Below are 14350 nucleotides of genomic sequence, written 5' to 3'. Positions count from 1 at the left end.
TATAGAAATAATAAAAATCATTTATTTTTCAAATGATTAAATTAAATTTTATGCGTTATTTTGTAAATAATTATTTACAAAGATTATAAGAAAACTTTTTAGGTTCCTAAAAGTCATCTTGATAAAGTCCATTAACATAGTTTTTCTAAACCACGAAAATAGAGCTCTGTAGCGATCGATTGATGTAATCGCCATTGAATCACATCAAGATCTGTATTTACCTTTTTAAACTCTTCATATGTCATAAAATAACGAATGGTATTACTCCCAATACGATCATTAATACTATTAATAATAATATTTATCTTTTCGTTTCGTCGTTTTTTTAGCTCCTGCATTGCTTTTGTGACAGATTCTGGAATAGGGGTTATACCGTTTTCCCAATCATGCCACGTTTTAATATCTGTTTTACCAATATGTTCACTAGCCTCAGACACTTTTAGCATAAGAAAACGACGATATGCTTGTAATTCTAAATTAGTCATAAATGCTCCTTATTATAAGGTTATTACACTATCCAATTGATCTATGCCAACTCTCAGTAAAATAAATAGTGGGCAATTGCCAAGCTAATTTATATCAATAATAGAAAACACGATTAATTCCAATTTAACCAAATATGTTTGTTTATCTGTTTAGTAATTAGTTTGTAGTTAAAGCATCAATTACAGCCTGTTTTGCACGATCAGAAAGATCTTTACCTGTCCAAATTTTAAATTGAGCATTTGCTTGACCGATAAACATTTCACGTCCTGAAATAGATTCCCAGCCTGCTTTTTCTGCTTCTTGTCTAAACAGTGTATTATATGGAGTATAAACAATATCATAAGCCACACCTTTACCTTTGAACCAAGCTTGTTTATAAGGTGTTTGATCTTCAAATTTACCTGTCATACCTAATGGTGTTGAATTAATAATAATCTGAGCTTCAATTTTACTACGATCTTCCCATGAGGCTGTTTTAAGATTGAACTCATTAGCTAATGCCTGAGATAAATCATCGGCAATATCGGCTACTGTAATATCGGTATAACCAAGCTCCTGTAATCCCACAACAGCTGCACGTGCAGCACCTCCCGCACCAAGTAATAACACTTTTTTGTATTCAGCGGGTAGTTTTTTGGTTCGAAGTGGCTCCATAAATCCAATAATATCTGTATTATCACCACAGAGCTTATCGCCATCCCAATACACCAAATTTGCAGCACCTGCTTTTTTTACATGTTCGGTCACTTCATCTAAATAAGGAATGATAGTCTGTTTGTGTGGAATAGTGACACATAACCCACGAATATTTAATAATCTTACTGATTGGAAAAGTGTCGATATCTCTTCAAGTGGTGTAGGAAAAGGCACTAAAACTGCCGGAATTCCATAATCTTGAAACGACGTAGTATGAATAAGTGGACTCATACTGTGTCCTAAAGGATAACCGATAATGCCATATATACTATACGGCGTGAACTGGTTCATATAATCTCCTTAAAAATTGGAAAATAAACACGAGATAAATAAAATTGTTAATCAAGCTTATTAAAACATATTTATTATGAAATTAAATCATTTTTTCTAAAATGATGATAAGGACAGTATATTGTTTTATAAAGAATTGTTTATTATCACAAATAAATTTAGGCCTATTCCAATAAATTTTTATAGAAATTTTCTCAATCAAATTGAGTCGAAATAATTTCAATGATATTGAAAAATATAGTTTTAGCGGATGAAATAAGCGCTATATCAATTATGCCGTTATAAACTTAATTTTATGCATACATAAATAAGATAATACTTGAGAATTTGCGTATAACAGCGTATACTTCGCTACCTCATTATTGTGGGTGTAGTGTGAGAGGTTAGACTGCTTCTCAGTTAGAACTGCAGCAAACTAAAAGCCTGACGAGGTTAATTCCATTAACATATTACGCCCAGGGCTTAAGCATAGAAATTTCGGAGAATTATTGACATGTCACGAGTATGCCAAGTAACAGGAAAAGGTCCTTTAGTAGGAAATAATCGTTCTCATGCGATGAATGCTACTAAACGTCGTTTTCTACCAAACCTTCAAACTCACCGTTTCTGGATTGAGAGCGAAAAACGTTTTGTAAAATTGCGTGTATCTGCTAAAGGTATGCGTACTATCGATAAAAAGGGTATTGATGCAGTTTTAGCTGAACTTCGTGCCCGTGGTGAAAAGTACTAATAAGGAAACCATATCATGGCTAAAGGTGTTCGCGAAAAAATTAGATTAGTTTCTTCTGCTGGTACAGGTCATTTTTATACTACTAGCAAAAACAAAAGAACTATGCCTGAAAAAATGGAGATCAAAAAATACGATCCTGTAGTTCGTCAGCATGTTATATATAAAGAAGCTAAAATTAAATAGTTATCTATTATAAATTTCCCAAAAACCCAGCACATGCTGGGTTTTTTATATCTATCACTACGCACCAACACACATTACTATCAATATATCCCTATCACTCCATTTCGCCACATAAGCAGTAGCTAAACAATAAAAAAGCTCCAGTTTTTAACCTGAAGCTTTTTAAAAGTCGACAAATAGTTTTATTTTAAATATTGTTGTTCATAAGCTCTTGCTTTTTTATCGTCAAAGGCATGTTCCCAACGCGCAATAACAATTGCTGCAAGTGCATTACCGACCACATTAACTACCGTTCTACCCATATCTAAAATACGTTCTACCCCCATAATATAACCAATCCCTTCAAGAGGAATTCCCACACTACCTAGCGTTGCGGATAAAACAAGAATTGAAGCGCCGGGTACACCGGCAATCCCTTTAGATGCTATCATCAAAGTAATGACTATAATAATCTGATCTAAAATAGTTAAATCTATATGAAACAGTTGCGCTAAAAAGATAACGGTAATGCTTTGATAAAGTGTTGAACCATCAAGATTAAATGAATATCCAGTAGGAATAACAAAACTTGTTATTGATTTAGGAGCACCATAAGCTTCCATTTTTTCAATGATTTTAGGTAATGCTGTCTCTGAACTTGCGGTCGAAAATGCGATCACTAATTCTTCTTTTAATATTTTTAATAATGTGAAAATATTAAATTGGCAAAGTTTACAAACAAGTCCCAATACCACTAATGTAAAAATAATCATTGCTGAATAAACAGTTAAAATTAGTTTTAACAAAGGAAGTAAAGATTCAAATCCATATTTCGCCACCGTTACAGTAATCAGTGCAAATACCCCTATTGGCGCATAACGCATGATCATATTAGTGACTTTGAACATAGTGTCAGATACAACCTTCAAGAAGAATACAAATGGTTCGCGTTGTTTATCTGGTAAAGACATTAAGCCTAAACCAAAAAAGACACAGAAGAAAATTACCGGCAAAACTGCACCATCAGTCATAGCTTTAAAGATATTGGCAGGAATCATATCAAGAATCATGACAATCAAACCATGCGGTTTTCCACTTAATTCTTCAGCAGCTTGGGTGTATTTACTAATATCTGCCGTTGCAAGTGTTGAAGAGTCAATACCTGCGCCCGGTGAAAAAATATTACCCCAAAAAAGACCTAATAAAATAGCAATAGTTGTAATAATTTCAAAATAAAGAATCGTTTTAAAACCTAATGCTCCTAATCGTTTAGAACCTCCAATACCTGCAATACCTAGCGTTAATGTGCTCAGTATAATCGGTAGCACAATCATTTTAATTAATCGAATAAAGATATCACCTGCGGGTTGAAATATATTTACTATTGAAAATTGATAATATGAATGTAATGGATGGCTTGGAACAGAAAGTTCAAATAAATAAGCACCTACTGCAATCCCTAGAATCAAAGCAATCAAAATCTGCCATGCAAGATTTGTTAAGATTTTTTTTATTAAAAATGACATCTAATACTATTCCTTTTCACGGTTTTGAAAATGAAAAAGGATTAGCCAAACTAATCCTTTTAGATTATTAAATAATTAATCCTCGGACTCCTGAGGTGAATCTTGCCGTATATCACTTTGCAATAACTCCGATTCACTTGCGTCATCCTCTGTTTCGGCTATTCGCTGTAATCCCACAACTTTTTCAGTTTCGGCAGTTCGAATAAGCATAACACCTTGAGTATTACGACCGACAATACTCACCTCTGAAACACGAGTACGCACAAGCGTTCCTGCATCGGTAATTAGCATAATTTGATCAGTTTCATCAACTTGAACTGCGCCAACAACTGCACCATTTCGCTCGCTAACTTTGATAGAGATAACGCCTTTAGTTGCTCGTGATTTAGTTGGGTATAACTCTTGCTGTGTACGTTTACCATATCCATTTTGAGTTGCAGTTAAAATTGCACCATTACCTCGAGGAACAATTAATGAAACTACTTTATCATCACTATCAAGTTTTATGCCTCGTACGCCTGTGGCTGTTCTGCCCATACAACGAACTTTATTGGCAGGGAAGCGAACAACTTTACCATTAGCAGAGAATAACATAATATCTTCAGTTGTTGAGATTTCACCAACAACGTCATCATTTTCTGACTCAATCTCTTCAACAACTATATCATCATTAAGTTCTTCATCGTCTGTAATAGCTGAAGGATCATTACTAGTTAAATCAACACCAATTAATTCATCATCATCGCGCAAATTAATCGCAATAATGCCACCACTTCGTGGGCGACTGAATTCAATTAAGGACGTTTTCTTCACTGTGCCTTGCGCTGTAGCCATAAATACACAGTGTTCATTATCAAATTCTCGAACTGGCAAAATTGCTGTGATACGCTCATTTTCTTCAAGCGGTAATAAATTGATAATTGGACGACCTCGAGCACCACGACTGGCTTCAGGTAATTGATAAACCTTCATCCAATATAATCGACCACGACTTGAGAAACAAAGAATCGTATCATGAGTATTAGCAACTAATAATTTTTCAACAAAATCTTCCTCTTTAATTTTAGTTGCAGATTTACCTTTACCACCACGACGTTGAGCTTCATAGTCAGAAATCGGTTGATATTTTACATAACCTTGATGCGAAAGCGTAACGACCACATCTTCTTGAGCAATAAGATCTTCAATATTAATATCTGCACTACTTGCTGTAATTTCTGTTCGTCTAGCATCTTGGAATTGGTCACGAACACTTTCTAATTCTTCACGAATCACTTCCATTAAACGCTCTGAGCTTGCTAAGATATGTAATAACTCACTAATTTGAACTAATAACTCTTTATATTCGTCAAGGATTTTTTCATGTTCAAGACCTGTTAACCGATGTAAGCGGAGATCCAAAATAGCTTGAGCTTGTGCATCAGATAAATAATAGTGACCATCGCGAATACCAAATTCTGGCGCTAAATCTTCAGGACGAGCGACATCATTTCCTGCTTTTTCAAGCATAGCTGCAACATTGCCAAGTTGCCAAGCTTGAGCTAATAATTTAACTTTAGCTTCTCCTGGCGTTGCAGCTGCACGAATTAATTCAATAACTGGATCAATATTAGCAAGCGCTATCGCTAAACCTTCTAATACATGAGCTCGTTCACGTGCTTTGCGTAATTCGTATATAGTTCGACGTGTGACCACTTCACGGCGGTGAAGCACAAAGGCTTCAATCATTTCACGTAAGTTTAAAAGTTTTGGTTGACCTTTATGTAAAGCCACCATATTGATACCAAATGAAACCTGTAATTGAGTCAACGAGAAGAGGTTATTTAATACAACTTCACCCACCGCATCACGTTTAATTTCAATAACAATACGCATACCATCTTTGTCTGACTCATCACGTAATGCCGAAATACCTTCTACTTTCTTATCTTTAACTAATTCTGCAATTTTTTCGATTAATTTTTTCTTATTAACCTGATATGGGATCTCATTAACAATAATGGTCTCACGACCACTATGATCATCAACTTCAATTGTTGCTTTAGAACGAATATAGATAATACCACGCCCCGTACGGTACGCATTTTCAATACCTTTTCGACCATTAATTAATGCTGCGGTTGGAAAGTCTGGCCCATGGATATATTCCATTAAACCATCAATTGAAATGTTTTCATCTTCAATAAAAGCAAGACAGCCATTAATGACTTCAGCAAGATTATGAGGTGGGATATTCGTTGCCATACCAACAGCAATTCCCGATGATCCATTAATTAATAAGTTAGGAATTCGCGTTGGTAACACATCCGGGATCATTTCTGATCCATCATAGTTAGGAGAAAAATCAACCGTTTCTTTATCAAGATCCGTTAATAATGCTCCAGCAAACTTTTGCATACGAATTTCAGTATAACGCATCGCAGCTGCTGAATCACCATCAACAGAACCAAAGTTTCCTTGACCATCAACTAACATATAACGCAATGAAAAAGGCTGAGCCATACGCACAATTGTGTCATAAACCGCCGAATCGCCATGTGGATGGTATTTACCGATAACATCCCCTACAACACGAGCTGATTTTCGATAGGGTTTATTCCAATCATATCCCGCTTCATGCATAGCAAATAAAACGCGCCTGTGAACAGGTTTTAGACCGTCACGGACATCAGGTAAAGCACGCCCAACAATAACAGACATTGCATAATCAAGATAAGAGGATTTTAATTCATCTTCAATATTAACGGGGGTTATTTCTTTGGCTAGTTCGGTCATAACACCATGTTCTCTTATTAATTTAAGTCATCAAAACAGTGCATAATTATAGCATACAATCGCTATTAATGCAGAACTAAACTGTTTTTATTTCAACTTATTCACTATGAATAAACAACGTATTTTCAATTAATTGGCATAGGCAATTTAAAATCATGGCATGCATTTCGTAAGCCATCACTTTTTTATAAGATGGAACTCTTATTTCAATATCATTTTGCCCAAGTAAACCAATAACTTCCCCCCCATCAAAAGCCGTTAATGCAACGATTTTCATATCTTTAATTACTGCTTCTTGAACTGCTCGAATGATGGCTCGACTATTTCCTTGGCAAGTTGCTATAATTAAAACATCACTTTGTTGCCCTAATGCTTGAATTTGGCGAGCATAAACCTCTTCATGATTGGCTATGGCACTTAATAAAACATTGTCCGATACTAAAGCTATTGCGGGAATACTTGGTCTTTCGATATTAATACTAGTTATTAAACGTGAAGTAAAACTTTGTACATTAGCTGCAGATGGGCCATTACCACAACTCATAATTTTATTGCCGTTAAGCAAACTCTCAACAATAATATTGGCAGCCTTTTCAATAGAATAACCAAGTGATTCTGCCATCACAATTTGAGTTTGAATACTTTCAGTAAAATAATTTTTAATTAAATCTTGCACGCTTTTCACCTAAAAATTAAAACGCATTTATAATCCATTTTTGACATTTGCCTGTAATAGCAAAAACATCAAATCTAAACTCTGTATTCTCAATATTCAAATTTTGCGCCATCATCCATAGTTGAGCTGCTTGCTTGATTTTGTTTTGCTTATTTAATGTCACAGTCATTTCAGCTTCGCCAAAATTTGCATTTTTTCGATATCGTACTTCAATAAAAACAAGACATTTATTATCTCGCATAATTAAATCGAGTTCACCAAAGCGAAATTGGCAATTTTGGGCAAGTAGTTCAAGCCCTTGCTTAAGCAAATATTGGCGCGCAATATTTTCATAATGCACACCAATTTGTTTTTTATTCGCTATTTGAATCAGATTTAGCTTCACCATAAATATATTGCTGCCAAGAAAGTGAGCGAGACACCTCACATTGATTACCAGTTGATAGTTTCCCGGTCATACCATCTAAAAGATTAGGCTGATTCGAATTAAGTTGATTAAAACGATTAGCGAGTCTCCAGGCATCAATTCCCATTGCATATAGGCGCATTAATGAATAATCTTGCTGAACATTACTAGGTATATTTGTATTATCTCTTTGATTCACAATCATAGGAATGTCTGCATATTGAGTTTTATTCATATCATAATTAAAATCATTAGAAGCATTTGCTACATGACTTTTTGAGCTGGAATAAAGTGTGACAGCAGATGAATTACCAATTGTCTTATTCGCTCCCATATCAAGCATTGGTTTTATCAATGTTAATTCATCATATGAAGAATAAACATAAATAGCATCAAATTCAGCTGATAACTTCTCCTCTGGTGATGTGTCATTAATTAAGATAGGACTCCCTGAAAGGTTAATTCCTACATTATTGTTCATATGATCGCTTAATGTTTTAGTATTGCCAAAATATTGCACGTAAGCTTGTGAACTATTTGTCGACAGTTGCGACCACTGTGTGGCAAAACTTTGTGCTACACGTTGACCCAAATCAGTTTGAGGAACTAATAGTAATGGTTTTACTTTATTTTGAGAATAAATATGATTTGCCGCATCTTTTGCTTCATCTTCAGGAGATAAAGCAAAGTAACACATTTTATTATCTGACGGAGTTGTATTATCAATTTTGTTTAAGGCTAGAACGGGAATAGCAGGAGCTAACTCTTGTATTTTAACAACTTCCTCTTTTAACAAAGGACCTACAATTAATTCAATATTCTGTTCCTTAGCTTGCTGGACTAGGGTATCCATTGATTCACTCGTTGTATCAAGCACAATCACATTTTGTTGTGGCTCTTGTGGAAAAAACTTTATGCCATTGATATAGCCTTGACGAATAGTTTCACCAAATATACGTGAAGTGCCATTTAATGGTAGCAATAAAGCAACTTTTTTTGCATTTACATCAACAGAAAGAGCCTGTTCACCAATTAATACCGAAACAATCTCTTTAGCTGGGTGATTTGGATATTGTGTAGACCAATCAATGATAGCTTGCTTTAATAGCAGTTCTTGATTTTGAGATTTTGTTGTAATTGTGTCGGGCGTATCATCATCTTGCAAAACGGATTCTTTACTAGCATTTTGATAAGCGTAAGCTAGATCAACCCAACCTTGTAGTGTTATTTCATGTTCATAAACTAAAACCTTACGAATTTCATTAGATTTCAATTGATGAAAAAAGTTCCAGGTATTATTTAATAATTTTCTTTTTTCGGTTTCTGGTACATATTTGTCTAATTCAAGATAATCATGAGCTTGAGCATTAATATCTTTGCTATTTATATCCAAACCTAATTTAATATTGTAATAACGATATAGCTGTGTGTCAGTCAAATCTCCGATAGTCAATTGATTCAGATTAAATGGCAACCTTTTTATTACAGCAATTTCACCTGCTGATAAGAATTTTTCTTTTTGCTGCTCAGTATTAAGATTAAACGGTAAATTTGATAGTAAGGCATCTGCTTGAGAAAATTTATTTTCTTTTATCAGCGCGCGTATAGCTAATAATTGCCAATTAACTTTAACTGAACCCGAGCTATTATCTGCTTGTGACAAATAATAATTAGAATTTTGACTATCATCAAAGTTAAAAGATTTCTTTGATATTTCTAAAGTACAGCCTACCAAAAATGTAAATAATGGCATTATTAACATAGCATAAAAGTAGCGTTTTAAATTCATACCTATTCTCTTTTAAGTTGTTATCTCCAAATTCGTTGTACATGAACAGTTATTTCTTCTCGATCATGATACAGCTGCTTTGCCTGAATTTGCACATTGATTTTGTTATTATTTAATTCGTTATTTAACAATTGTAGATTTTGTTTTACTTCTTCGTACCGCTTTTTCATTGGTAATTTAAGATTAAAAATAGCCTCTCTACACCACCCATTAACTAACCATTTAGCGATTAATTCGGTCACCTTAGTCGGTTTTTCAACCATATCACATACCAACCAGTAAATATTATGCTTTTTAGGTATAAATTTAAAGCCATCTTCACGATAATGTTTCACTTGTCCTGTTGCCATCAGTTTTTCACTCATAGCACCATTATCAATAGCATACACCATCATACTTCTTTTAACCAATTGATAAGTCCAACCGCCTGGGCAAGCCCCTAAGTCAACAGCATTCAATCCCCCTTTTAACCGCTCATCCCATTCTTCATACGGAATAAAGACATGAAAGGCTTCTTCTAATTTTAACGTAGATCGACTCGGTGCATCTATTGGGAATTTTAATCTTGGAATACCCATGTAAAAAGGTGAATTATTTTGACTCAGAGAATAACCAACATAACAACTATTACTATTGATAAAAAATAGATGAATAACTGGTCTTGATGGGTTTTCAACTTTTAATAAAATACGTTTGCTACGTAATACCTGACGAAAAGGAACCGTAAATTTACGACAAAATCCAGAAAGCGCTTTACCTTCATTTGTATCAGCAACTTCAACACGCAGGTCACCTGCTTTGTCAATACATCCGGATAATGCATCAATAATTGGAGAAATACGATCATCTGTGGGTAAATCAACTAATAAATCACCTGACACAAACATTTGTCGCGCAAAGATCAGCGTTCGAAAGGCTAAATCTTTTATTAATAATTGAGCATCATCTTCTTGATAGCATTCAAAAACAACATAACCACTGTTTTCTTTAACTTTAGCAAAGCCATATACTTCTTTTTGTACAGCTCTATCTGTAATTTCTGCTGCACACTCTTTTTCAAATCCACAACGGCAATACAGAATAATTTTATTTAGTTTTTGCATATTGTAATTTTTTACTCTTTCAATAGAAGCCTTAAAGAACATCCATATTAATCAGACTGAATATTATCAGTATATAAAGGTGCTTCCCCTTTTGGGCGAGTTTTAAATCGGCGATGTAACCACATATACTGTTCAGGTGCTTTTAAAATTTCTTGTTCAATGACTTTATTCATAAAAGTAGCAGCAAGCACATCATCATCGATTGGATAGCCTTCAAGTGCTGAATTTACATAAACGGTGTAGTGACCATTTTTTTCACGCTTAGGCGTAAACGGGATAATTGCAGGTTGACCTAACTTAACTAATATGCGCGTACCAACAGTTGTTGCTGCTTTTTCCACTGAAAATAGAGGCGCAAATACACTATTTTTAGGTCCATAGTCATGATCCGGCGCATACCAAAGCAACTCTCCATTTTTTAGTGCGCGGATCATGCCCTTTGTATTATGACGGTCTAGCATATATTTATTTGATTTGAGTCGACCTTTAAGCTGAACATAATCCATTACAGGATTATCATTTGGCCGATAAACGCCAACTCCAGGATGACTCATTCCCAATATACGTGCTCCTAATTCTAATGTTAAAAAATGAATACCAATGAGCAAAACACCTTGACCTGATTGTTGCACCTTTTTGATATGAAAGTCACCAACAATGGAAACATGTTTAGCAAGCCGTTTATCTGACCAGAACCAAGCCATACCTGTCTCAAAAATAGCTAAACCGGTCGAAATAAAATTTTCTCGCAACATTTTATCATGCTCTTGTTGCGTTTTTTCGGGAAAACATAGCTTCAGATTTTGCCTGGCTGTTTCTTTACGTTTACCGATTATTTTCATTGAAATTAATCCTAAACCTTTTCCAATACGGAAAATAATTGGATATGGCAACAACACAATAAAATATAAAATGCCAATACCAAACCACGTTAACCAATAACGAGGATGTAGCAAACATTTATTAAAGATAGGGCGAATTTCTTGATTTTGGCTCATATTAAGATAAGTTATTATATTATTGATAATAAAGTTGATTATTATATACCATATCTTGATTTTAGGGGCAAAAAAATAAACCAAGCCAAGTGGTATTATATCATCATTGTGTAACAGAATTTATAATCAATTTATATTGATGATAGAAGATAGATCATAGCTAATAATTAGAACTGTTAGCTATGATATGCTCTTAAAATTTCTGTTGTATACTAAAACACATCATTTTCTGAAGCTTTTTCACAACAAATCAAACCGCAACAGGAGCTTTAATTGCGGGATACGGATCGTAATCAACGATTTCGAAATCCTCAAACACATAATCAAAAATTGTGGGAGGCTTACGTTTAATGACTAATTTTGGTAATGCTCTTGGCTCACGGCTTAATTGTAAATGGGCCTGTTCCATATGATTTGAATAAAGATGCGTATCACCACCACTCCACACGAAATCACCTACCTGTAATTCACATTGCTGTGCAATCATGTGAACTAACAATGAATAGCTGGCGATATTAAATGGTAATCCTAAAAATACGTCACAAGAGCGCTGATAAAGTTGACAAGAAAGTTTACCATTAGCAACGTAAAATTGGAAAAAAGCATGACAAGGTGCTAATGCCATTTGTTCTAACTCTCCAACATTCCAAGCAGAAACGATCATACGTCTGGAATCAGGATCATTTTTAATTTGGCTAATTAATTGTGAAATCTGATCTATTTGACAACCATCAGCTGTTCCCCATGCTCGCCATTGTTTGCCATAAACAGGCCCCAAATTACCATTTTCATCAGCCCATTCATTCCAAATAGTGACATTATTATCTTGTAAATACTTAATATTTGTGTCGCCTTTCAAAAACCAAAGTAGTTCATGAATAATTGAACGTAAATGACATTTTTTAGTCGTAACAAGAGGAAAGCCTTCTTGTAGATTAAATCTCATTTGATGACCAAAAATAGATAGCGTGCCTGTACCAGTTCGATCTGACTTTGGAGTGCCTTCATCTAAAATTTTTTGCATTAACGCTAAATATTGTTTCATCGTATTTTTGCCTTAGTATTAAATCGATACGCAAATAAAAGAATTAAAATACCCCCAATAATCATTGGTAGGCATAAAATTTGTCCCATACTGATACTATTTAAAAATAAGCCTAGTTGTTCATCTGGTTGTCTAAAAAATTCTATAATAAATCTAAATAAACCATAGCAAAGTAAAAAGAGTCCAGAGACAGCACCGGTTGGTCTTGATTTTCGAATAAAAATATTTAAGATAATAAATAGTACGATGCCTTCAAACATCATTTCATAAAGTTGCGATGGATGTCGTGGTAAAATACCATTTAGTTGCGAATAAAGTGAAAACCATTCTGGATGAGACTGCACAAACATAAAGTCGGTATGTGATGATGTTGGAAATAACATACCAATAGACGAATTAGTTACTCTTCCCCAAAGTTCTCCATTAATAAAATTTCCAAATCTACCAAACATCAAACCAATAGGTACAAGCGGTGCAACAAAATCCCCTACTTGCAAAAAAGTTTTCTTTGTCTTCTTAGCAAAAATAGCTATAACACAAATAGCTCCAATTAATCCCCCATGGAAAGACATACCGCCTTCCCAGACTTTAAATAAAATTACAGGATCTTGAGTAAAAGCATGAAAGTTATAAAAAAAGACATAGCCCAACCGTCCTCCGATAAAAAGACCTAAAAATCCCCAGAATAATAAATTTTCAACCTGCTGTGGTGTCCATAGACTATTTGGTTTATTTGCTCGACGTTTAGCCAGGTAAAGTGCTCCTAGCACACCAAATAGATACATAGCACCATACCAATGAAGAGATATAGGACCAATGGCGAAAGCGATTGGATTGAAATTAGGAAATTGTAAATATTGATTCATTTTTTAATACGCTTTTTGTTTTTCCGTTTATGAACAAAGAAATTAAATTGTTTCTTTTTGGGAATATTCGTTATGGGAGCATTCATTTCAGACTGTATAGAAAACACAGGTAAAGAAAATTCTTTCATTGCCTTTCTATAAACATCCCGTTTAAACGCAATCACTTGTCGAATAGGATACCAATAACTTACCCACTTCCAATCATCAAATTCAGGAGTTGAAGACATATTAAGATTAATTACTGAAGCATCAGATATTAATTCTAATAAGAACCATTTTTGTTTTTGTCCAATACAAACTGGTTGATTTTCCCAACGGATCATTCTTTTGGGTAACTTATATCGTAACCAACCATTAGTAACGGATAAAATCTTCACATCTTTTGATAATAAACCAACTTCTTCGTTTAATTCGCGAAACATTGCCTGCTCAGGCGTTTCGTTGTGTTTTATTCCGCCCTGAGGAAATTGCCAAGAATTTTGGCCGTAACGACGAGCCCAAAGTACCTGACCATACCTGTTACAAATAACTATTCCTACATTTGGACGGTAGCCATCATTATCGATCACTGACTACCTCAAAAAATTTATTCTTATATAGCTGAATTGTTTCATACATACAGCAATAAATAAATAAAAAAATAGTACTAATAGGGTAAATACACTCTTTGATTGATTATTTTTTATACTTACAAATATTTATAATAATAAATAATGTTATTACTAGCACTAATCTTTATAAAGATTCCATATATAAACTATAAATTATCCACTACTCTGATATTTTTTACCATTTATATAA

At 34.2% G+C, this 14350-nt stretch carries 14 protein-coding genes; 2 read left to right on the top strand and 12 right to left on the bottom strand.

What is annotated here, in order from left to right:
* Window positions 1-131: 131 nt before the first annotated feature.
* Window positions 132-485 carry an Aca2/YdiL-like domain-containing protein gene (locus tag BQ5209_RS06150; protein ID WP_085247667.1) on the bottom strand — a complete coding sequence of 118 codons (354 nt, stop codon included), beginning with the start codon at window positions 483-485 and terminating at the stop codon, window positions 132-134.
* Between the two features lie 157 nt (window positions 486-642).
* Complete coding sequence (aroE, locus tag BQ5209_RS06145) at window positions 643-1473, bottom strand: shikimate dehydrogenase (protein WP_085247666.1); 831 nt, start codon at window positions 1471-1473, stop codon at window positions 643-645.
* Window positions 1474-1966: 493 nt separating this feature from the next.
* On the opposite strand from aroE, the gene rpmB reads away from it, so the two are divergent.
* Both rpmB and rpmG read left to right on the top strand, forming a co-directional pair.
* The gene (gene rpmB / locus BQ5209_RS06140) at window positions 1967-2203 is read left to right on the top strand and encodes a 50S ribosomal protein L28 (RefSeq protein WP_034884345.1); all 237 of its coding nucleotides are present in this window, start codon (window positions 1967-1969) and stop codon (window positions 2201-2203) included.
* A gap of 15 nt (window positions 2204-2218) precedes the next feature.
* Complete coding sequence (gene rpmG, locus BQ5209_RS06135; RefSeq protein WP_025314526.1) at window positions 2219-2386, top strand: 50S ribosomal protein L33; 168 nt, start codon at window positions 2219-2221, stop codon at window positions 2384-2386.
* Between the two features lie 182 nt (window positions 2387-2568).
* On the opposite strand, the gene gltP is transcribed toward rpmG, so the two are convergent.
* From gltP to rppH, 10 genes are all read right to left on the bottom strand, one after another.
* Window positions 2569-3879 (bottom strand): glutamate/aspartate:proton symporter GltP, encoded by a 1311-nt coding sequence (gene gltP, locus BQ5209_RS06130; protein WP_085247731.1) that lies wholly within the window; start codon window positions 3877-3879, stop codon window positions 2569-2571.
* Window positions 3880-3966: 87 nt separating this feature from the next.
* Window positions 3967-6666 (bottom strand): DNA topoisomerase (ATP-hydrolyzing) subunit A, encoded by a 2700-nt coding sequence (gene gyrA / locus BQ5209_RS06125; protein ID WP_085247665.1) that lies wholly within the window; start codon window positions 6664-6666, stop codon window positions 3967-3969.
* Between the two features lie 97 nt (window positions 6667-6763).
* A complete protein-coding gene (locus BQ5209_RS06120) occupies window positions 6764-7342 on the bottom strand; it encodes an SIS domain-containing protein (protein ID WP_085247664.1) in 579 nt (192 codons plus the stop codon).
* 16 nt (window positions 7343-7358) lie between these two features.
* A complete protein-coding gene (locus tag BQ5209_RS06115) occupies window positions 7359-7730 on the bottom strand; it encodes a YraN family protein (RefSeq protein ID WP_085247663.1) in 372 nt (123 codons plus the stop codon).
* The gene (locus BQ5209_RS06110) at window positions 7696-9537 is read right to left on the bottom strand and encodes a penicillin-binding protein activator (protein ID WP_085247662.1); all 1842 of its coding nucleotides are present in this window, start codon (window positions 9535-9537) and stop codon (window positions 7696-7698) included. The genes BQ5209_RS06115 and BQ5209_RS06110 overlap by 35 nt, the downstream gene beginning before the upstream one ends.
* Before the next feature lie 20 nt (window positions 9538-9557).
* Window positions 9558-10640, bottom strand: a complete 1083-nt coding sequence (gene rlmM / locus BQ5209_RS06105) for a 23S rRNA (cytidine(2498)-2'-O)-methyltransferase RlmM (protein WP_085247661.1) — start codon at window positions 10638-10640, stop codon at window positions 9558-9560.
* Between the two features lie 47 nt (window positions 10641-10687).
* Window positions 10688-11638, bottom strand: a complete 951-nt coding sequence (lpxL, locus tag BQ5209_RS06100) for an LpxL/LpxP family Kdo(2)-lipid IV(A) lauroyl/palmitoleoyl acyltransferase (RefSeq protein ID WP_085247660.1) — start codon at window positions 11636-11638, stop codon at window positions 10688-10690.
* A gap of 250 nt (window positions 11639-11888) precedes the next feature.
* Window positions 11889-12683, bottom strand: coding sequence for a thymidylate synthase (gene thyA / locus BQ5209_RS06095; protein ID WP_085247659.1), 795 nt, complete (start codon window positions 12681-12683; stop codon window positions 11889-11891).
* Window positions 12680-13549 carry a prolipoprotein diacylglyceryl transferase gene (lgt, locus tag BQ5209_RS06090; RefSeq protein WP_085247658.1) on the bottom strand — a complete coding sequence of 290 codons (870 nt, stop codon included), beginning with the start codon at window positions 13547-13549 and terminating at the stop codon, window positions 12680-12682. Before lgt ends, thyA begins: the two co-directional genes overlap by 4 nt.
* On the bottom strand, window positions 13546-14118 hold the full coding sequence (rppH, locus tag BQ5209_RS06085) for an RNA pyrophosphohydrolase (protein ID WP_085247657.1): 573 nt from the start codon (window positions 14116-14118) through the stop codon (window positions 13546-13548). The genes lgt and rppH overlap by 4 nt, the downstream gene beginning before the upstream one ends.
* Between the last annotated feature and the right edge of the window lie 232 nt (window positions 14119-14350).

Origin of the sequence: Gilliamella mensalis (assembly GCF_900103085.1) — a bacterium.
Taxonomy (GTDB): domain Bacteria; phylum Pseudomonadota; class Gammaproteobacteria; order Enterobacterales; family Orbaceae; genus Gilliamella; species Gilliamella mensalis.
This window is presented reverse-complemented; position numbering and strand designations above follow the sequence as displayed.